Consider the following 19,934-nt stretch of genomic DNA (forward strand, 5'->3'; position numbering starts at 1 on the left):
GGGAGGAAAAATCGCCCCCGTCACAACCGCGCCGTCACCGCCTTTGTCTCAAGGTACGCGTCCAGCCCCTCTTGCCCGAATTCGCGGCCCCAGCCTGATTGGCCATAGCCGCCGAACGGGATGTTGGTCCCCACCGCGCCGTGGCAATTGATCGAAACGTGGCCTGAGCGGATGCGTTTGGCCATGCGGTGCGCGGTCGAAAGATCGCGCGTCCACACACTGCCCGACAGGCCAAAGGGCGTATCGTTGGCAAGGGCGGCGATCGCGTCCAGATCATCGGTTTCGATCCTCTGCACCGCCATCACCGGACCGAAAATCTCCTCGCGCATCAGCGGCATGGCATTGTCACAGCCGGTGAAGATGGTGGGCTTCACGAAATTGCCCGCACGATCCAGCCGCTCACCGCCTGCCACCAGCGTTGCCCCATCGGCCTTGGCGCGCTCAATATAGCCCATCACTTTTTCGGTATGCGCCGCTGAGATCAAGGGGCCTTGCGTGGTCGCAAAGTCCAGCCCGTGGCCCAGCGTCATACTACAGGCAAAGGCGGCAAGGCCTTCCACCAATTCGTCATGAATGGCCGCATGCGCAAATATGCGTGTGCCCGCCATGCAGTTCTGCCCTTGCAGAAAGAACGTCGCCATCGCCACGCCGGGAATGGCGAGCGAAAGATCGGCATCGGGCATCACCACCACCGGACTTTTGCCGCCCAGTTCAAGGCTCACTTTTTTCAGGTTGCCCAGCGCCGCCTGTACGATCCGCCGCCCCGTCGCGGTCGATCCGGTAAACGAGATCTTGTCCACACCGGGATGCTCGGCCAGCGCCTGCCCCGCCTGCGCGCCAACGCCGTTGATAATATTGACCACACCCGCCGGAAGCCCCGCATCGAGCACGATCTGCCCCAGCGCCAGTGCCGAAAGCGGCGTCTCTTCCGATGGCTTGACCACCACCGTGCAACCCGCCGCCAACGCCGGTGCCAGCTTCAGGATCGCGGTGGAAAGCGGCACGTTCCAAGGCACGATCTGCCCCGCCACGCCAATTGGCTCGCGCAAGGTATACGTCAGCGCCTCGGTCTCTGCCGCGATGTGGCGCGGGGGCGCGATGGTCGTGCCCGCAATCCGCATCACTGCGCCCGCGTAGTAATCGACCATTTCGACGCAATTGGCGGTGGTCAACCCCGCGATGAAATGCGGCATGCCGTTGTCGATAATGTCGAGTTCGGTCAGCAGCGTGGCATGGGCATCCATCACCCGCGCCAATTTGTGCAGCATCGCGGTGCGGTCGGCCACGGTCATGCGCCCCCACGGCCCTTCAAACGCCGCGCGCGCTGCTTTCACCGCGCGGTCCACTTCTGCCGCGCCGCCGGTGTGGAACTGCGCCAATACCAGCCCCGTGGCCGGATCGCGCGTTTCCATCTCGCCTGCTCCGTCCACCCATGCGCCATTGATCAACAGGCGGTGCGGCCGCGCCAGAAACGCCGCCGTTTCAGGCGCAATCGCGTGTCCATCAAAGGGTTGGATCATACCGCCACCGTCCTTGGATCATAGGTGAACAAGCCCAGCGATTCCTCGTCCTTCATATCCTCAATGCCGAACAAGTCCGTATCCTGCCCCTGCATCCGATCAGCATTGGCGTTCGATTCAAGCTGGATAAATGTCGTGCGTTCGTGCCGCGCCTTTTCATACCGGGCAAGGCCTTCGGCAACGCTGCCCGATGCCGACAGCGCGCGGGCCAGCACGATCCCGTCCTCGATGCTGCTGGTCGCACCCTGCCCCAGAAACGGCGTCATCGCGTGGGCGGCATCGCCCAGCAGCGTCACATTGCCATCCACCACCCAGCTTTTCAGCGGACGCCGCGCATTCAGCGCCCATTTGTACATCGGTTGGCCGAACGCGGCATCAATCAACCGCTGCGTATCGCTGCACCATTCCGCATAGATTCCGCGCACTTCTTCAGGGTCGGCCAGCGTGGTCCAGCTTTCATCCTGCCAGCCTTCCTGGCGCGCAAAAAACACCAGATTGAGGATCTTGGCATGGCGCACATTATAGCGCGATATCATCCCGCCCGGGCCGATGATGATGCCGGGAAAATCGGAAAGGTCCTGAATCTCCGGCGTCACCGGCACCAGACAGCGCCATGCCACATGCCCGGTGAAATACGGCGGCTCCCCCTCAAACCGCTGGCGGATAACACTTTTAACGCCATCTGCACCCACCAGCACATCGCCTGTAACAGTCGTACCATCGGCCAGCGTCACGCTACTGCCAGCGCTTGCCACCACGGGCGATCCCGCGCGCATATCAACGCCCGCCTCCCGCGCAGCGGTGCACAGCACATCGTGGATATCGGCGCGGTGGATGGTGATATAGGGCGCACCATATTTAGCGCGCTGCACGCTGCGATCAATCGCCACCAGCGTGCGGCCATCGCGCCAGTGCTGAAAGCGTTGGCGCGATGGCTCAACCCCCACCGCCACCGCCTTGTCGCACACCCCAATGAAGTCCAGCCCCTTCATCGCATTGGGCGTGAGCGTCAGCCCCGCGCCGATTTCGCCAAAAGCAGGTGCCGCTTCCAGAACCGTCACGGGGAAGCCCTGCTGCGCCAAGGCGGTCGCGGCTGTCAGTCCGCCAATGCCACCACCCACGATCAGGACGTGCTCGCTCCGGCTCACTTCAGTTGCCCCGGAATATGGCTTTCATGGTTGGCCAGATACCACTCGGCGATCTCCTCGCGCGTGGCCCACCACACGCCGGGCAGGCTCTTGGCGTGTTCGATGAATTCGCGCAGCGCCCGCACGCGGTGGGCGCGGCCCGATACGTGGGGATGCAGCCCCACATTCATGATCCGGCCGGTCTTCGCACCCTCGGCATAAAGTACATCCAGTTCCTCGATCAGCGCATCGCGGAACTGGTCAGTCGTATAATTCTTGCGCGTGATAAACGTGAAGTCGTTGATCTCGTTCGAATAGGGCACTGATACGATCGGACCGCTCGGCGTGCGCAGCAAATAGGGCTGATCATCATTCATGATGTCGCAGTAAAACGTGCAGCCATATTCGGCGAGGATATCGGCGGTCTGCATCGTTCCGCGAAGGCTCGACGAAAGCCAGCCCTTGCTCTTGCGCCCGGTGAACTTTTCAAACTGGTCAAGGCTGCGCAGGATGATGTCGCGCTCCTTTTCGGGCGCATGGGCAAAGCTCGATAGCAGTTCGCCCTGCTCCCAGTTGTGCGTCAGCAGTTCCCAGCCGCGCTCCAGCACCGCATCGGTCATCGCGCCGCGCCGTTCGAACGTGACCGCATTGGTCGTGCAACTGGCCTTCACGCCCAGTTCGTCAAACAGCTCGAACAACCGCCAGATGCCCACCCGCTGGCCATATTCGCGCCAGGTGAAGTTGGGAAAGTCGGGCGTATTGCCGGGCAGCACATCGGGCAGGATCGCAGGACCGCCCGCGTAATAAGGCTTGTCGGTATCCTTGGTCAGATCCCACGTTTCCAGATTGAACGTCAGAATCAGCGCCACTTGCGCGCCATTGGGCCAGACCAGCGGCTTGCGCTGCGGCATCGGGATATAATCGTATTCCATCAAGCGTTCCCTGATTCCTATGCCGCGCTCAGGCGGTCACTATCTCAACCGCCACGCGCTCGGCTGATTCCAGCGCGCCTTCCAGCCCGCGTGATGCAATCGCGGTATGTTCGCCGCAAAAGTGCACGCGGCCAGCAGGCTTGGCCATTTCATCCACCCAGCGCACCTGACCCGGGCCAAAGTACGACACATCGCCGCCGTTGAACCGCTCGCCAGCCCAACTGAAATAGCTGTGCGCCGCGATCTTGCCCTTGGCCGCAGGGCGCAAGGTTTCCAACTGGCGCACGACCATCGCCTTGGCCATATCCGGCCCCATGCGGTCCCAGTACAGCGCCAGATTGCCGCGCGATTGCACGATAAAGCCGGTGATCTCCTCCACACTCGCGCCATAACGCTGCGGCATCACATTGCCCAAAGGCCCGTCGGTCCACATGCCCGGTGCCAGCTTGTCCTCTTCCCAGAACGGCGCGGTGGCGGTGACGAACACCATCGACAGCGGCTGATAGCCAAGCTGGCCCACCGCCTGCGCCTGAAGCCCCTCCAGCGCGGGCAACATCTTCACATTGCGCAGCGCCGAAAACGGCAGCGAACAGACCACACGGCCTGCCGTAAACATCGCCCCATCAGCGCAATGCACGCTGACTTGCGCCCCGGCCTGCGTCACCGCCACAACCTCGCGCCCCAGCAGCACATCGCCTTTCAGCAGCTTGGCCATGCCCGTGGCCAGATGGATATTGCCGCCCTTCACCCCCAAAGACTTGGTGCCCGCCGCAATCTGCGCTTTCACAAAACCGTCGTTGTATTCCATCATCAGCGATGATGTTTCCCATGCATTGCTGCCGTAATAGGGCGCGATATCGTTGCACAGCCGGATCGCGGCTTCCGAGAGCCCTTGCGCGCGCAGCACTTCATGCAACGACACATCCAGCGCCGCATTGACTGGCTCGTGCCACGTCGTCCAATCGGCCAGCCGGTTGCCGTCAGACACCGCTTTGCCCACCACTTCTGCTGGCAACAGCATCTTGAACTTGTCGGGCAGCGGATTGCCGGGGAACTGCGCCCACTCCGCCCGCGTCATCGGCTTGCCGTTGATCCACAACAGCGGCGGCGCACCGTGCCGCCAGCGCGATCCCACTTCCTGCATTTCCACCCCGGCACGGGTCGCCGCATCAAGGCCCCGGCCATAAGCCTCACCCATCGAATTGAAGCCCATTTCGGGATAGCCCGGCTGATCGAGCAGCGTGCGGATGCGCCCGCCTACCTCGGCCCGCGCTTCCAGCACGGTCACCTTCATGCCCTGCTGTTCCAGCATCCACGCCGCTTGCATGCCCGATACGCCCGCGCCCAGCACGATCACGTCGGCCTGCCCGGGCTTGGCCAATGTCGGCGGCTTAGCCTTCTCTTTCAGCGTAAATCCGGCGAATGCGGGATTGCTCGCAACCAGACCCAGCCCAGCTGTTGCCAAGGAGAATGTGCGCCGGTTCATCGCCATTGTTCTGCAATCCTTGAAACATCCGGCGCCAAGGCCGCTAGCAAAGGGAGCTGACCTTCACCAATCCTTGCAATCTGTGGCCGATCAGGCCCCGCTGTCGATCAACCGGATATGGCTCACCACCTGTCGGATAGAGACGCAAGGCTTTCGGAAATTTCGCCAATCGCCGATAGCGCATATCCTATATCCGATACGAACTTGGCCGAACCGGAGGCTTCATGCAATTGATCAGAACTCTGAGATACTTTGGCCTTGGCTTCCTTCTGGCATTCACGCTGCCGATCACGGCTGTGTTTGCGCAAACCGCTGCCAACGCGCCCGATTCGCCCACCACCCCGCGCCTCACCGTCGGGCAATTGCGCACCAAATACGCCGATAAGCAAAGCCGCTTCATGCCGGTCAAAGGCATGGAGATCCATTACAAGGACGAAGGCCCGCGCCGCGCCCCCATACTGCTGATGATCCACGGTTCGCAAAGCAGCCTGCGCACGTGGGACCGCATCACCGCGCTGATGAAAAAGCGTTACCGCGTGATCCGCCTCGATATCCCGGGTTATGGCCTGTCCTCGCACACCACCGATGAAGCCGCCCAAACCGTGCAGCCGGTCGAAGTGGTCGAAGGCCTGCTCGATGGCCTTGGCATCAAAAAAATCGCCGCCGCCATTGGTGTCTCCAGCGGTGGCACCATGGCGATGTATCTGGCGGCCAAGCGCCCCGAACTGGTCGAGCGGCTGATCCTGTCGAACACCCCATCTGATCCGGTTGATACCAGCCATCTGGTGCAAACCCCGGCGTTCCTTGCCGCGCAAGACCGCGCGCGCAAAACCGGCTATCAGGACCTCGATTTCTGGGACCAGTACCTCTCGTTCTTCGCAGGCGATCCCGCACGTATCAGCGCAAAAACCAAGGCCGAATACTGGGACTTCAACCGCCGCAGTCCCGAAAAGCATCCCATCGCCATGGTCGCGCGCATCGGTGATGGCAAACAGGCTGCTATCGAAATGGCCAAGATCACCGCCCCCACCTTCCTCCTCTGGGGCAGCGGCGATCCGCTCCTGCCCGAAGCCGCCGTCCATGCCATCACCCGCTATCTGAAGAACGCCACGATCTCCAAAGTGCTGATGCCCGATGTCGGCCACTATCCCCCCTTGGAAGTGCCAGACCGTTTCGCCCGCTGGATCGAAACATATGTCGAAGCCGGAGTGCCAAAACCGTGAAACCGCGCACGCTCTACGAAAAGCTGTGGGATGCGCACATCGTCGCCGAGCTGGGTGCTGATGAAGCGCTACTCTATATTGATCGCCACATCGTCCACGAAGTTTCCAGCCCGCAATCCTTCGTTTCCATGCGCAAGGCAGGTCGCCAGTTGCGCCGCCCCGAAACGCACCTTGCCGTGGCCGATCACGCCATCCCCACCCGTCAACGCGATGTGATCGATGAGCCACAGGCCGCTGCGCAAATCGCCGAACTTGAAGCCAATGTGGCCGAATTTGGCCTCCCCTATGCCGCGCTGTCCGGTCCCGAACAGGGCATTGTCCACGTCATCGGCCCTGAAACTGGCTTCACCCTGCCCGGCACCACCATTGTCTGCGGCGATAGCCACACCACCACGCACGGCGCATTCGGCGCACTTGCCTTCGGCATCGGTGCTAGCGAACAAACCACGGTCATGGCCGCACAAGCCCTGCGCCAGACCAAAGCGCGCACGATGAAGGTCGAACTCATCGGCCACCGCCACCCGCTCACGTTCGCCAAGGACATTGCGCTCGCCCTAATCGCCAAGATCGGCGCAAATGGTGCGGTGGGCTATGCGGTCGAATATGTCGGCCCCGCCGTTTCCGCCATGGCGATGGCCGAGCGCATGACCTTGTGCAACATGACGATTGAGGCCGGCAGCCGCATCGGCCTTGTCGCGCCCGATGAAACCACTTTCGCCTTCATCAAGGGCCGCCGCCTTGCCCCCAAGGCCGCCATGTTCGATGCTGCCTGCGCCTATTGGCGAACCTTGCCCAGCGATGCAGGCGCGCATTATGATAAAGTTGTCACGCTCGATCTGGCGCAAATCGCCCCGCAAGTCAGTTGGGGCACCAGCCCGAACCAGACCCTGCCCGTCACCGCGCACCTGCCAGACCCTGCGCAAATCACTGACCCATCCGAACGGCGCGAGGCGGAAAAGGCGCTGTCCTATATGGGCCTTACCCCCGGCGCGGCACTGCAAGGCACGCCCATCAGCCACGTCTTTATCGGATCGTGCACCAATGGCCGGATCGAGGACTTGCGCGCCGCCGCCGCGATCGCATTAGACCGCAAGGTGGCAAGCGGCGTTAAAGCTATCGTCGTGCCCGGCTCTGCTGCCACCCGCGCCGCTGCGCAAGCCGAAGGGCTTGACCGCATCTTCACCGCCGCCGGTTTCGAATGGCGCTTTGCCGGGTGTTCGATGTGCGTAGCGATGAACGATGATCGCCTTGCGCCCGGGGATCGTTGCGCCTCCACCAGCAACCGCAATTTCGAAGGCCGTCAGGGCGCAGGCGGACGCACCCATTTGATGAGCCCTGCCATGGCCGCCGCTGCCGCCATCGCGGGCCACATTGCCGATGCGCGGGAGTATATCGCATGACCGGCTTTACAACCGTCACCGGCCCCGCCGCCGCAATGCCGGAAGAGAACATCGATACCGATATCATCTTCCCCGCGCGCTTCCTCCTGCTCACCGCGCGCGAAGGCTTGGGGAAACACGCCTTCCATGATCGCCGCTATCATGCCGACGGGACCGAGGTGGCGGGCTATGTGCTCAACACCGATCCCTTCCGCGCACCTCCGGTCATTGTCGCAGGCGCAAACTTCGGTTCGGGCTCCAGCCGCGAACAGGCGGTCTGGGCGCTGCACGGCCTTGGCGTGCGCGCCGTGATCGCGCCTGCGCTGGGCGAGATTTTTCACAACAACTGCCTGCGCAATGGCGTGATCCCGGTGATCTTGCCGCCCGAAACGGTCGCGCAAATGCTCGGCTGCGCCGCAGCGGGCACGGCTTTCACCGTCGATCTTGAAGCGCAAACCGTCACCGTCGCAGGCCAGCCCCCCACCCCCTTCGCCATCCCGCCCGAAAGACGGCTTGCCTTGCTAAATGGTTGGGATGAAACCGACCTCGTGCTAGCCCGCTTTGCCGATGACATTACCGCTTTCGAGAACACCCAACGCCAGACCCAGCCCTGGCTCTATGCTTAAGGACCCCGCCGCATGAGCAACGACGCTGCTGACCTGCTCGCCAATTACAAGAAAGCTTATGATCGCCGCGTCGGCTTCGGCAGCCGCCCGGCGCTGATCCTGATCGATTTCTGCATGGGCTATTTTGACGAAACCTGCGATCTTTACGCAGGCGTCGATGATGCGCTCGCCTCGGCCCTGCGCGTCCGCGCCGCCGCCCGCGCTGCTGGCGTTCCGGTCATCCTCACCAATGTGGTCTATCACCCCTTGGCGCTCAACGGCGGCCGCTTCTTTGAAAAAGCCGCCCCGCTCAAAAACTTCCTCGAAGGCAGCCCGATGGGCGCATGGGGGCCGGGGCTGGAACCCTTCGCCGATGAACTGGTCGTCTCCAAGCAATACCCCAGCGCCTTTTTCGGCACCTCGCTCGCCTCAACCCTCACCGCCATCGGTGTGGACTCGGTCCTGCTCACCGGCCTCACCACCTCGGGCTGCGTCCGCGCCACCTGCGTCGACGCCATGAGCCACGGCTTCCGCACCGCCGTCATCGCCGACGCCTGCGGCGACCGCCACCCCGCCCCCCACGAAGCCAACCTGTTCGACATGAACGCCAAGTATGCCGACGTGGTGAGCGAGGATGAGGCGGTGGCATTTTTCGCCGGGTTAAGCCGCTAGTACCGCAATGTCAGGCCACCTTGGATCATCAGCGGTTGTCCCGGCAAATTGCCCCGCACCCGGTCAACGATAAACATCTTGTCAAACAGATTGCGCGCCGAAACAAACACTTCCCAATTGCCCTGTGGCGGACCGTAGGACGCCGCCAGATTGACTTGCGCCCAGCCGTCAATGCGCCCGCGCTGGCCATCGGGCGTTTGCGCGATCAGGTTCACGTCATCGGCGAACATCGATGATTGGCTGACAACCTCAACTTGTCCGGTAAAGCCCTTGTGCTCTATGCCCAACGCCGCAGAAAACAGCCATTCGGGCGAATAGGGCAGGCGATTGCCTTGAACATTGCGGGCTACACCGCAAGGAATCACACCGCTGCCTGTCGCAACATTGCTGCCAGTCGTTGCGCCATCAAAACACGGCGCAGTTGCGATCCGCGTGCTGTTGTAGCGTGCGGTGGCCACCCAAGTTGCCGCCATCCGGCCAAACACATCCGTTTCGCGCGTGGTCCAGCCGGCATCGCGCGATGAAAGGTTAAGCGAGAGTTCCCCGCCCCGGTGCAAAGTCCGGCCCGCCGATGTCAGCGTCGCCCCGATCCCGCCAGCCACAGATTGCGCGATGATCTGGTTTTCAAAGTCCATGACATAGAACGTGGCATCGGCGCGCACACCTTTCACCAGATCGCCGCGAATACCCGCTTCCCAATTCCAGCTCAGCTCCGCATCAAGATCAACCGATCCCCCTGTTGCGGTGATGATATCTTCCACGCGCGGCGGCGCAAAGCCGCGATGAACCCCGCCATAAAGTGTAACCGCAGGTGCAATATCAAAGGTCGCGCCAATGCCCGGCAACACTTTATCAAGACTCTGGCGGGCCGCTGTTAAAGCGGTCACCGCGCCGGTCGGACGGCCCCCGGCAATCACATCCACCGGCAGATTGCGCCGTTCGAAATCGATAAACTCACCACGCAGGCCGGGGGTGATCGATAGTTTGCCAAATTCGAAACGCGATTGGATAAACGCAGCAAAGGCCGTCGCATCACGCTCGTTGTTTTCCCGAACGCCAGCGTTCACGCTCGTTCCGGGCGCGCGCGCATTGGGAGTGTCACCATTCCACTGGCGGCGGCGCTGGCGCTCTTCATGATAGCGTACACCCAGTTCGGTTTCGCCGCCAATGCCCAGCAAGGCATGGTCAATCGAGAGGCGCGTTTCGGCACCCCAAGTATCATAATCACGCAAACGCCCTTCGTTGCCGCAAGTTTGCAGCAAGTTCGCCATGCCCCCGCAGGCCGGATCACTGGCATCGTTTGGCCGCTGGCCGCTGTTCGATGATTGCCGCCACCAATCACGCGTGAAATAGTGATAATAGGCCGAAGTCTTGAGCGTCAGCCCTTCGCCCAAGGCCCAGCGGTGCGAAAGCGTCCCATTCCAGCGTTCGGTCTGGAAATCGTCGTTCGCAAACAGGTTCCCGCGCGGATCGGCATTGAACTCGGCCCGCGTCAGGCCGGAATAGGTCACCTGGCTGTTCTCGTTAAAGCGCGATACCTTGAGCGTCACTGCGTGGTCTGCGCCAAACTCCCAATCCCCTTTCAGGAAGATATCGGTAAAGCGCAGCGCCTGATTGTCGCGATTGCCGTCTGTCTGCTTGTGATTGACATGCAGCAGCATCCGCCCGCCCAGCGCACTGCCGCCCACCATACCATCCAGATTCAGCGTATCTCGGTTGCCATAACTGCCGGTCACCCGCGCCATCAGCTCTTCGGGCGCGTCAGGGGTTATGTAATTGACGACACCGCCGATGGTCTGCGGGCCAAACCGCACTTGCGCGGCCCCCTTCAGCACTTCAATACCAACAAAACGCTCGATCGGCGGATGATAATAAGCCGCATTATCGCCATAGGGCGCATAGCCTAGCGGGATGCCGTCTTCCAGCAACAGCACTTTGGTTGAACGCACCGGGTTCAGCCCGCGAATACCGATATTGGGCCTTGCCCCTGCGCCTTCTTCATCGCGTGCAAAAACGCCCGTCACCTGCCGCAGCGCATCATTCACCGTGAACACGCGCGAACGCTTCAAGTCCAGTTCGGAAACCGATGATGCTGATCCGGCAATGCGCGATGCTGCCAAATCATCCCCAATCACAACGATATCTGGCTTGTTTTGGGAGATGTCTCCTGCGTCCTCAGTTTCGGCAGCATAGCTCGACACCGAATATCCTGATGCGGCAGCGCAAAGCGCCCATGCCAGAACGGTCCGTGAGCAGCGACTGGACATTGTCGTAACTTCCTTTGATGCAAATGACTCGCAGAAGCATTATTAGTTACGCCAGTGTTCCACAATCCTGATATGAAATGTTACAATCTGGAGATAGGCGGCAGCACAAATTCGCCATCACACAACCTGCCGCGTGGCAAACTCACCCCCTTATCGCATCGGCGCTATTGGCGCGCGCCGATGCTTTAACCTGGTCAATCAGTTCAATCAGCCGCGCAGCATCGTGGCCGGTGGGGCAGCGGTGCGGTGCCCCGCGCACCGCAGCGGCAAATTCGCGCAACTGCTGTTCAAAGAAGTGGCCCGTGCGGCGTCCGCCCATCCGGCGCGGATTGATGAGCACGCCCTCGGACGGGGACACCAGAACCTCGCCATTCCATTTCAGCACTTCGCCATCCTCGATCTCGGCCACACCGCCTGCAAAGTGCAGGACCTTGCGATCAAACACGCTGCGCTGGTTGTATGAGATATGGACGCTGGCCATGCGCCGTCCGGGATAGGCCATAAGGATCATCGCCTCATCTTCACCGCGCCAGCCCGGCTGCCAACGCGCGGCTTCGGCATGGACCCGCAGAGGATCATCTGCACCCATCACCAGTTGAACAAAGTCCAGCGAATGGGGCGCAAAGAGGGACAGGATCAGCCCGTCTTCGGGCGAGCGCGTTGCCCACCACGGCGCTTGCGGCCCGTCCCAGAACACGCAGGATGTTACCGAAACCGCGCGCAGCGGCCCCCAGTCCGGCATCCGGTCGAGCAGCGTGACAATCGCTCTATTGTGCCGGTAGGTGTGCCCTGCGGCCAGCACGAGCCCGCGCTTGGCCGCCTCAGCCTCAAGCAAGCGCGCCTGCGCCCCGGTTTCAGCCAGCGGCTTTTCCACCAGCGCGTGGCGTCCGGCGGCAAGCGCCGCCAGCGCCTGTTCGCCGTGCAGCGCGTTGGGGCTGGCAATCAGCACAGCCTCGACTTCCGGCATCGCCAAAGCATCCGCCATCGACGTAAGCGCCGCGGCCCCGAACGGCCCCGCTGCTGCTTGCGCCGCTGCCGGATCGGGATCGACCGTAGCGACAATCCGCACTGCATCAGGCACCGCAGCCGCTGCCGCCAGATGCGCGCCCGAAATCCGCCCGCAACCGATCAAGGCCACGCCCACCGGCTTGACCACCGGATCAGGCACGCGCCAGTTCTCCTGTGGCTACCGCTTCGCGCTCATGCACAAAGCGCCAGATCATCAGCGCGGCAAACAGCTTGGTCAGCCCCGGCACCACCGAATAAGCCACAATCGTGCCCGCAATCGCGCCTGCACTTTGCATGAGCCCTGCGCGTGCCGCGGCCGAATCAAAACCCCAGCCCGAAAGGATCGCACCCACCACCAGCGTGCCGCCCAACGCAATCCCGGCCTTTTCGATAACCGACCAGATCGCGGAATAGGAGCCCGCACGGTTTTCGCCATGCACATCGCGCGCCTCGGCAATGCAATCAGACAGCAGCGATAGCACAATCGTGCCCCACCCCGCGTTGCAGGCCGCCATAAGCGCCGCCATGGCATAGGCCACCGGCATCGGCATATCGGCCATCAAACCCCACGCCAGCGTCACCATTCCGTGCCCCGTTGCGGCGATGACGTAAGTCTTCTTTTTGCCGATACGTTTGGAAACCATCACCCACAGCGGCGATCCGGCCATCACAGCCACAGCCATGATGGCAGACATCACGCCAATATCGTGCAACGGTTCGGGACGCGCCATCGCGTATTTCACAAAGAACGGGAAGCTGGCGTAAGAAATCCCCGCCCCCACCGTCATCAGCACGGCTGATGCACACAAGATGGCAAAGCGCCGGTCGGCAAAGGCACGTGGCAAATCGCGCAGGCCCAAAGTGCGCCCGGTGTTCGCCCGATCCGGAATGCGCGCAGCAAAGCGCCATGCCACCAGCAAGCAGCCAAGGCAGATCAGCCCCAATACGACCATCGTGATCAGATGCCCCTGCCGGTCCATGCCCAGCCGGTTCACCAGCATCGGCGCAAATGCGGAAGAAACCAGCACACCAAGTCCGGTAAACCCATGCTTCCAGCCCATCAGTTCGGTCCGCTCTGCCGGATCGGCCGACATTTCGGAAAACTGCGCCAGATAGGGCACCGAGAACATCGAATAGACCACCATATAGACGCTGAAGGTGACAAACACCCACGCCACCTGAAATGCGGTTGAGGCTTCGGGCACAGCGAACGGCCCCAGCATCGCAAATGGTGCGCACAGCCCGCCAATCAACAACCAGCGACGGCGCGGAAAACGCGATGCGATGCGATCCGAAGCAATGCCGATCCACAAATCGAACACCGCGCCAAAAAACACTTTGGGCACGAATATCGCCATGCCCGCAATCGCAGGCGGAATGCCCATCACGTTGGTCAGATAGAACAGCAGCAGCAACGATGGCGCATCACGGAACAATTGGCTGGCCACCTGGCCCAAGCCAAAACCCGCCTTTAGCGATGTTGGCAAACGGCCTGTGGCCGATGGGTTAGCCGCCACACCTGTTTCTGCCGCCATGGTCGGGGAATCCTTTGCGCAAGATCGCTATCTGGTCAGCGTTCCCGATCCTGCCAGAATGCCTTGGCGCAGCGCCTATCCCCACACCTAACGCAAACTGTCCGATTGGCGGATAACACTGTCAGATTCGCTTCAAAGCGCAAGGATGGCGGCGGGGTCTTTCAGCACCTCGGGCCGCTTCGCCGCTGTTGCCTCGATCCACGCCGGTGGCAGCGAATCCATCGTGGCATTTTGCCGCCCGATGCCGATGGCGGTCAGGTGGCCGGGGCGGTCTCCCATTTGCATCCAGGGCCGCCACGAACATACGTTGGTAAAGCTCACTTCGCTCGTCACGCGGGTTGCACCGGGACGCTCCAGATCGCTTTTCTTGGCGTGGAAGGTGTTGCTTTCGGAATAGCGGAAAGGCCGCGCCGCGCCGGGAAAGGTCATCGCGGTGCGCGAACGCTCGGTCACCCACACATCATCGCCGCGCACATCAAACGGCAGCACGTCATGCTCCATCTGCAACCCCGGCACATCGCGGCCCAGATGGAAGGAAAGATCGCGGCCAAAGCGGAATTTCGATGGCGGCAATCCGCCTGCGGGCACCTTGCAATCCTGATTGGTGTAAGGGTTGCGGAACGTCTCCAGCGCCTTGCCCGTTTCGGGATCGGTAAACCACGCCAGTTCAAAATTCACCACCGCAAACCCGTCGGCCACTTGGGTATAACGCGAGAACACGGCTGATACGACCGCGAACAGCGGGTCCATCCGGTCCTCCACCACGCCATAATACCGCGCCGAAACCCAACCAGTGATCAACCCCTCGTCCAGCGCCCCGCGCATCATGATGAAGGTGCGCAGCCGTCCTTCTGCGCTTGCCACATCAAGCGCCACTCCCGCCTTGCGCCGCGCACCCGCCACCGGGCTTGCCAGCGCAACCGCACCAAGGCCCATCCCGGCCAAAGCAGTCCTGCGATCCATCGTCATACGCGGCGTCCTTCAAGCATAGGGAAAGCTTCCATGCCACGGCCACCCCCGCCACGCTCCCGCCCGCTCTATCCGCAAGGCGGACAGGTGATCTAGTCCTGCCCTCATGTGCAAACGCAATTGCGCCTAAGCGCGGCTTTGTGCATCACGCGGGCCAAGCAAGCCCACCCGTGAGAGGAACCCGCACGTGTCCCAACCCTTTTTGCTGATCGAACGCGATGGCCCCGTTGTCATCGCCACGCTGAACCGCCCGGAAGAGCGCAATGCCATTTCCGAAACCGCCTATAGCGAAGAGATCGCCGATTTCTGCGCCAAGATGACGCGGGATCGCTCTGTGCGCGCGGTGGTGCTGACGGGCGCGGGCAAATCGTTCTGCGCAGGCGGCAATATCAAGCACATGTCTGAAAAGACCGGCATGTTTGCAGGCACACCCTATGAATTGCGCAATTCCTATCGCACCGGCATCCAATTGATCCCGGCAGCGCTCTATGAACTCGAAGTGCCGGTTGTGGCCGCAGTCAATGGCGCGGCCATCGGCGCGGGGCTTGATCTTGCCTGTATGTGCGATGTGCGCATCGCATCGGAAAAGGCCGTGTTTGCCGAAAGCTTTGTAAAGCTGGGCATCGTCCCCGGCGATGGCGGCGCATGGCTGCTGCCGCGCATCATCGGCATGGCCCGCGCCAGCCTGCTGACTTTGACCGGCGATACCATCGATGCCGCCAAGGCGCTGGAATATGGCCTCGTTGCCGAAGTCGTCGCGCCCGATCAGGTCATGCCGCGCGCGCTGGAAGTGGCGCATTCGATCGCGGTGAACCCCGGCCACGCCACGCGCATGGCCAAGCGCCTGCTGCGCGAAGGGCAGGATATGAAGCTGGCCCCGCTGCTCGAACTCTCTGCCGCCTATCAGGCACTGGCGCACCACACGCACGATCACTCCGAAGCCGTAGCCGCCTTCGTTGAAAAGCGCCCTGCCGCTTTCACCGATAAGTAATCGCAGGCCGGATATTCCACGGGGCCATTGCCGCAGCGCGCGGCCCCGTGGCAAAACGCCGCGATACGATCTTTCGGGGCGATTTAGCGATGACGGCCGATGCCACTTTTCTGGATGCCTTGCGGCAAGCGCTCGGTTCCGATGCCGTCGATATTGCGGCAGATTCGCTCGCCTACTTTGCCAACGACGTTTATCGCACCGGCGGGCTGCCGCTGGCGGTTATCCGCCCCGCCAGCGTTGAGGCGCTGGCCGAAGCAGTAAAGCTGTGCGCCGGTGCCCAAGTGGCGATGGTGCCGCGCGGCGGCGGCGCATCCTATACCGATGGCTATATCCGCCCCGAAGGCGGGCACATCCTGATCGATACCGGCGCGCTGGACGATATCGTGATCGATGAAACCAATGCGGTTGTCACCGCAGGCGCGGGCGTGACTTGGGCAAACCTCAAGATCGCGCTTGAGGCCAAAGGCTTGCGCACGCCATTCTGGGGACCATTCTCGGGCATCGCCGCCACCGTCGGCGGATCTATGAGCCAGAACACGCTCAGCCACGGCGGCACCGCGCATGGCATTTCCGCGCAATCGGTGATCGGTTTCGATGTCGTGCTGGCCAGCGGCGAAGTGCTTACGACCAACGCCTGCGATGGCATGCGCTTCTATGGGCCGGATATGACCGGGCTGTTCACCGGCGATTGCGGCGTCTTCGGGATCAAGGCGCGCATCCGCCTGCCACTCTTGCCAGTGTTGCATCATGCCGAGACGGTATCCTTCGCGTTCGACAGTTTTGCCGATTACCATACCGGCGTGCGCAAGGCCCAGCTCGCGCGATTGGACGACAGCCACTTCGGCCTCGACCTGGCCCTGTCCCAAGGCCAGATCGCGCGGCAGGAAGGTGTTGGCGCTCGGCTGAAGATCGCCCTGCAAGTGATGCAGAAAGCGCCGGACAAGCTCAAAGGCCTTGCCACGCTCGTCAAGATGGGCCTCGCCGGAGAAGACCCGATGCGCGCGGGCGCTTATATGTGCCACTTCATCGTCGAAGGCTTCGACGGCCAAGACGCCGCGCACAAGGCCAAACAATTGCGCCGGATCGTGGGCGCACATGGCCGCGAGATTGCCAATTCAGTGCCCACATTCGTGCGATCCGTCCCCTTTGCGCCGCTGTTCAACATCCTTGGCCCCGGCGCGGAACGCTGGGTGCCGATCCACGGCGTCTTCGCCCACGATAAAGCCGTAGCCTTCGACACCGCCTTCAAAGCCCTGCTCGCCGCGCGCAAAGCCGATATGGACAGGCTGGGCGTGTGGACCGGCACAATGTTTTCCCCCGTTGGCGCATCGGGTTTCCTCTATGAAATCGCGCTCTATTGGCCCGACGCCCGCACGCCCTATCACCTCACCACGCTGGGCGATGAATATATCGCAGGCCTCAAGGATTTCCCCGCCAACCCAGCAGCCCGCGCCTATGCCGATGACCTCAAGGAAGCCATCGTCAGCCTGATGCAAGACCACGGCGCAGGCCACTTCCAGATCGGCCGCGCCTACCCCTACCAATCCCGCCTCTCCCCCGCCGCCAAGGCCCTGCTGGGCGCGATAAAGCGCGAACTCGATCCGCAAGGCCTGATGAACCCCGGCGCGCTGGGGCTTTGAAGAGGGGCGGCTTTTCGGGATTGCGGCACAAAAGATGCCGTTCTGGAAGCGACCCCGTATTCGCCACTCCCGGTCGCTCGCTGGCGCCTATTCCCTCCTGAACTCGAAGCGACAAGATCCAGCGCCTTGCGCGATAGTCGAAGGGCGGCTGAAGCGGATGCCTTTTGGGATGCTGTCAATCCAGACCCGGTCCCATTCGCAAAACAAGTCGAGCAGATGTTCAGCATCGTGACGTGCCAAGAAGGCTTTGTAACCACAGACCTTTACGACCGACACGAAGCCATCCTCCAGCTCCGAAAATGCGATATCGAACATCGCCCCATAGGTTTGGTTGATTTGGGCTGTATACCTTCGGGTTGCTTCGAATGGGTCTTTGGACAAGCGATACCAAAGCCAGATTAGAAGACGGCTTACACCGTTCGAGAATGTCGTGATTGACCGGCCAACTGCGGTCTTTGCGGCGGTTTCATCCAGCCCATAGGCTCGCCATTGATGATAGGCGCACACGGCACAGCTTCCCATAAGGATATGCTGCTGCGAAGGCCGATCTACAGCAAACCTTGTCTCGGTTTCCATGAGATTGGCCACGGAAGCGTCAAATTGCGTTCGCTGGTGCTTGGGAAGGCTGTTTCTGAAATGGCGCAGCATCGAGCGATCAGCCGCAGTCATGGGAAATGCAAGATCATGCATCCCGGTTCTCCGAGGACAGTGGATTCAACTAGTGCGAGAGTCCAGCCCGCACAGCGAACCGGGACGTCAGAATGACGACACGGCCTCCTCCTCCATCCTCAGCTATTTACAGCAGCGTCGGCCTCGAAAAATTAACGCTAGATCAGTCGAATTGCAATCAAAGTCATTGGTCCTGCCCGGCCTCAACCCGTCCAGGGTGGGACGGCAGGAATCCACCCACTTTCAGCCATTCGACATCAACAACCCTTGCCCTAAAAGCAGCCGTCCCACCATCGTCGCCCCGGGCTTGACACGGGGTCAGGCTTTTCTTTGCGGCGTGCGGTAAGAAAAGTGGTTCGCGCCAAGACCGCAGAGACATATCGTGGGGAGGCACAGGGGATCGCGGATCGGTTGGAGGTTCCATACATTCTCCACATCTCTGCGCTCTTGGCGGTCTCTGCGCGAAACGAAAAAGCGGGACTCGGGGTCAAGCCCCGGGTGACGGTAGAGGGGGGAGATGTGGGCATGGCAGCATCGCCAAAAGCTGCCGTGCCAGACAAACATCCTCCCTGTTTTTGCGAAGCACAAACGGGGGGGTGGCAGGCACCGCAGGTGACTGACGGAGGGGTTGCTGCCCCTCCACCACCAGCTCCGCTGGCGGTCCCCCTCCCCGATTGTCCTTCGGAAAATCAGAAAGGATCAATGCGCTTCCTCGCGATAGGCCCCCAGCGTCGCGATCAGGACCACGACCACCGCCAGCACTGCTGCCGAGGATAGCAGCGCCGCGTCGTAGCCGCCCAGCGCGTCATAGGCCTTGCCGAACAGCAGTGGCCCCAGCCCTGCGCCAAGGCAGAACACGCCCAGCACACCGCCATAAGTCGCGCCGTAATTGGCAATCGCGGCATAGCGTCCGGTGAAATAGGCGAGCATGTCCACTTCGGCCCCGGCGGCAAGGCCGAGCATCAGCGCCGCTGGCACCACCGGCCCGCTACCCCACAGCAGCAGCGCGGCCACGACCGGTGAGAGCAGGAACAGCGCTGCCACATAAGGCGCGTGGAACCGGTCGAACAGGTATCCCACCACCAATCGCGCCACGAGCACCGCCGCGCCAACACCCGCCGCCACGCGCGCCGCCTCTGCCGCTGCCATGCCGCGATCCACCAGCATCGGCACCAGATGCACGATCAATCCGGCCACGATCAGGCCCAGCAGGAACGCGATGACCAGCAGCAACAGCGTCTGGCGGTTCGCCTCGAACCGGCCCTGTTGCTTTGCGCCTGCCACGGGCCGGTCAGACGTGCCGATCATCAGGCTGGCAGGCAGGCCGACCGCCAGCGTCACCGCCGCCATCACCAGCACCGCGCTGCGCCACCCGCTTTGCGCAAAGACCGGGCCGAGCAAGGCAGGCGCGAGCATCGCCGCCGCGCCTGTGCCCATCAGCATCAGCCCCAGCGCCAGCCCGCGCGCCTGATCAAACTTCAGCAAAACGATCCGCGCCCAGATCGCAGGCGTCGTGCCCGCGCCCGCCAGCGCCACCAACAGCCACAGCCCGTCCCACGCCAAGACAGAATTGCCGGTGCGTGATAATGCCAGCAGCGCGAGCGGCGTCAGAACGAAGCTGGCGACTGCAATCGGCCGCGCGCCCACACGATCGGCCAGCCAGCCTACCACTGGCGCGGACAGGAATATGCCGAACTGCTGAAACGTCGCCGCCCCCGAAACCGCCGCGCGGCTCCACCCGAATTCGGCCTCCAGCGGTTTGACGAACAGGCCCAGCGAATAGAACCCGATGCCCATCGTGCCCACACCAATGGCCAATGCGGCGGCCAGAACCAATGGCCAGCCTTGCGCCAGCTCCGCGCGGGCTTGGGGGGTAAGGGTTAGGGCCATGGCTTATCCTTTATCGGGCTA

Annotated in this window: 16 protein-coding genes; 6 read left to right on the forward strand and 10 right to left on the reverse strand. The window is 62.1% G+C overall.

Translation table 11 applies throughout. The features are described from left to right. Positions 1 to 20 precede the first annotated feature (20 nt). Genes IP81_RS14240 through IP81_RS14255 form a run of 4 tightly spaced genes read right to left on the reverse strand, consistent with a single transcriptional unit; the run spans position 21 to position 5,071 of the window. Complete coding sequence (locus IP81_RS14240; RefSeq protein WP_054108674.1) at positions 21 to 1,520, reverse strand: aldehyde dehydrogenase; 1,500 nt, start codon at positions 1,518 to 1,520, stop codon at positions 21 to 23. After that, a complete protein-coding gene (locus IP81_RS14245; RefSeq protein WP_054108675.1) occupies positions 1,517 to 2,668 on the reverse strand; it encodes an FAD-dependent monooxygenase in 1,152 nt (383 codons plus the stop codon). Before IP81_RS14245 ends, IP81_RS14240 begins: the two co-directional genes overlap by 4 nt. Beyond that, complete coding sequence (locus IP81_RS14250) at positions 2,665 to 3,579, reverse strand: polysaccharide deacetylase (RefSeq protein ID WP_054108676.1); 915 nt, start codon at positions 3,577 to 3,579, stop codon at positions 2,665 to 2,667. The genes IP81_RS14245 and IP81_RS14250 overlap by 4 nt, the downstream gene beginning before the upstream one ends. A gap of 28 nt (positions 3,580 to 3,607) precedes the next feature. Further along, positions 3,608 to 5,071 carry an NAD(P)/FAD-dependent oxidoreductase gene (locus IP81_RS14255; protein WP_054108677.1) on the reverse strand — a complete coding sequence of 488 codons (1,464 nt, stop codon included), beginning with the start codon at positions 5,069 to 5,071 and terminating at the stop codon, positions 3,608 to 3,610. Between the two features lie 218 nt (positions 5,072 to 5,289). On the opposite strand from IP81_RS14255, the gene IP81_RS14260 reads away from it, so the two are divergent. From IP81_RS14260 to IP81_RS14275, 4 genes are read left to right on the forward strand one after another with little or no spacing between them, the layout of a single operon-like run. Then, entirely contained in the window at positions 5,290 to 6,288 is a 999-nt protein-coding gene (locus tag IP81_RS14260; protein ID WP_054108678.1) for an alpha/beta fold hydrolase, read from the forward strand. After that, entirely contained in the window at positions 6,285 to 7,688 is a 1,404-nt protein-coding gene (gene leuC / locus IP81_RS14265) for a 3-isopropylmalate dehydratase large subunit (protein WP_054108679.1), read from the forward strand. Before IP81_RS14260 ends, leuC begins: the two co-directional genes overlap by 4 nt. Further along, positions 7,685 to 8,293: a 3-isopropylmalate dehydratase small subunit gene (gene leuD / locus IP81_RS14270; protein ID WP_054108680.1), complete on the forward strand. Its 609-nt coding sequence runs from the start codon at positions 7,685 to 7,687 to the stop codon at positions 8,291 to 8,293. The genes leuC and leuD overlap by 4 nt, the downstream gene beginning before the upstream one ends. A gap of 12 nt (positions 8,294 to 8,305) precedes the next feature. Beyond that, positions 8,306 to 8,944, forward strand: a complete 639-nt coding sequence (locus IP81_RS14275) for an isochorismatase family protein (RefSeq protein WP_054108681.1) — start codon at positions 8,306 to 8,308, stop codon at positions 8,942 to 8,944. Here the strand turns inward: IP81_RS14275 and IP81_RS14280 are convergent. The 4 genes from IP81_RS14280 to IP81_RS14295 all read right to left on the reverse strand — a co-directional run bounded on the left by IP81_RS14280 (position 8,941) and on the right by IP81_RS14295 (position 14,723). After that, positions 8,941 to 11,211, reverse strand: coding sequence for a TonB-dependent receptor domain-containing protein (locus IP81_RS14280; RefSeq protein ID WP_054108682.1), 2,271 nt, complete (start codon positions 11,209 to 11,211; stop codon positions 8,941 to 8,943). The genes IP81_RS14275 and IP81_RS14280 overlap by 4 nt on opposite strands. 142 nt (positions 11,212 to 11,353) lie before the next feature. Beyond that, positions 11,354 to 12,379 (reverse strand): Gfo/Idh/MocA family protein, encoded by a 1,026-nt coding sequence (locus IP81_RS14285; protein ID WP_054108683.1) that lies wholly within the window; start codon positions 12,377 to 12,379, stop codon positions 11,354 to 11,356. Next, complete coding sequence (locus IP81_RS14290; protein ID WP_054108684.1) at positions 12,372 to 13,754, reverse strand: MFS transporter; 1,383 nt, start codon at positions 13,752 to 13,754, stop codon at positions 12,372 to 12,374. Before IP81_RS14290 ends, IP81_RS14285 begins: the two co-directional genes overlap by 8 nt. Positions 13,755 to 13,886: 132 nt before the next feature. Beyond that, positions 13,887 to 14,723 (reverse strand): DUF1838 family protein, encoded by an 837-nt coding sequence (locus IP81_RS14295; RefSeq protein ID WP_054108685.1) that lies wholly within the window; start codon positions 14,721 to 14,723, stop codon positions 13,887 to 13,889. 187 nt (positions 14,724 to 14,910) lie between these two features. Between IP81_RS14295 and IP81_RS14300 the strand changes: the two genes are divergently transcribed. Next, the gene (locus IP81_RS14300) at positions 14,911 to 15,714 is read left to right on the forward strand and encodes a crotonase/enoyl-CoA hydratase family protein (protein ID WP_054108686.1); all 804 of its coding nucleotides are present in this window, start codon (positions 14,911 to 14,913) and stop codon (positions 15,712 to 15,714) included. 47 nt (positions 15,715 to 15,761) lie between these two features. Beyond that, the gene (locus IP81_RS14305) at positions 15,762 to 17,354 is read left to right on the forward strand and encodes an FAD-binding oxidoreductase (protein ID WP_231626815.1); all 1,593 of its coding nucleotides are present in this window, start codon (positions 15,762 to 15,764) and stop codon (positions 17,352 to 17,354) included. 87 nt (positions 17,355 to 17,441) lie between these two features. Here IP81_RS14305 and IP81_RS14310 read toward each other — a convergent pair whose 3' ends face one another. Beyond that, a complete protein-coding gene (locus tag IP81_RS14310) occupies positions 17,442 to 18,044 on the reverse strand; it encodes an L-2-amino-thiazoline-4-carboxylic acid hydrolase (RefSeq protein WP_054108687.1) in 603 nt (200 codons plus the stop codon). Positions 18,045 to 18,722: 678 nt separating this feature from the next. Then, positions 18,723 to 19,913 carry an MFS transporter gene (locus IP81_RS14315; protein WP_054108688.1) on the reverse strand — a complete coding sequence of 397 codons (1,191 nt, stop codon included), beginning with the start codon at positions 19,911 to 19,913 and terminating at the stop codon, positions 18,723 to 18,725. Positions 19,914 to 19,934: the final 21 nt, after the last annotated feature.

It is taken from the genome of Novosphingobium sp. AAP83 (assembly GCF_001295795.1).
Lineage (GTDB): Bacteria > Pseudomonadota > Alphaproteobacteria > Sphingomonadales > Sphingomonadaceae > Novosphingobium.

Excerpts from the sequence above, each read along its gene's own strand:
- IP81_RS14240 (WP_054108674.1), bottom strand. The coding sequence starts at position 1,520 with ATGATCCAACCCTTTGATGGACACGCGATTGCGCCTGAAACGGCGGCG.
- IP81_RS14250 (WP_054108676.1), bottom strand. The coding sequence starts at position 3,579 with ATGGAATACGATTATATCCCGATGCCGCAGCGCAAGCCGCTGGTCTGG.
- IP81_RS14255 (WP_054108677.1), bottom strand. The coding sequence starts at position 5,071 with ATGGCGATGAACCGGCGCACATTCTCCTTGGCAACAGCTGGGCTGGGT.
- IP81_RS14260 (WP_054108678.1), top strand. The coding sequence starts at position 5,290 with ATGCAATTGATCAGAACTCTGAGATACTTTGGCCTTGGCTTCCTTCTG.
- leuD (WP_054108680.1), top strand. The coding sequence starts at position 7,685 with ATGACCGGCTTTACAACCGTCACCGGCCCCGCCGCCGCAATGCCGGAA.
- IP81_RS14275 (WP_054108681.1), top strand. The coding sequence starts at position 8,306 with ATGAGCAACGACGCTGCTGACCTGCTCGCCAATTACAAGAAAGCTTAT.
- IP81_RS14280 (WP_054108682.1), bottom strand. The coding sequence starts at position 11,211 with ATGTCCAGTCGCTGCTCACGGACCGTTCTGGCATGGGCGCTTTGCGCT.
- IP81_RS14290 (WP_054108684.1), bottom strand. The coding sequence starts at position 13,754 with ATGGCGGCAGAAACAGGTGTGGCGGCTAACCCATCGGCCACAGGCCGT.
- IP81_RS14295 (WP_054108685.1), bottom strand. The coding sequence starts at position 14,723 with ATGACGATGGATCGCAGGACTGCTTTGGCCGGGATGGGCCTTGGTGCG.
- IP81_RS14310 (WP_054108687.1), bottom strand. The coding sequence starts at position 18,044 with ATGCATGATCTTGCATTTCCCATGACTGCGGCTGATCGCTCGATGCTG.
- IP81_RS14315 (WP_054108688.1), bottom strand. The coding sequence starts at position 19,913 with ATGGCCCTAACCCTTACCCCCCAAGCCCGCGCGGAGCTGGCGCAAGGC.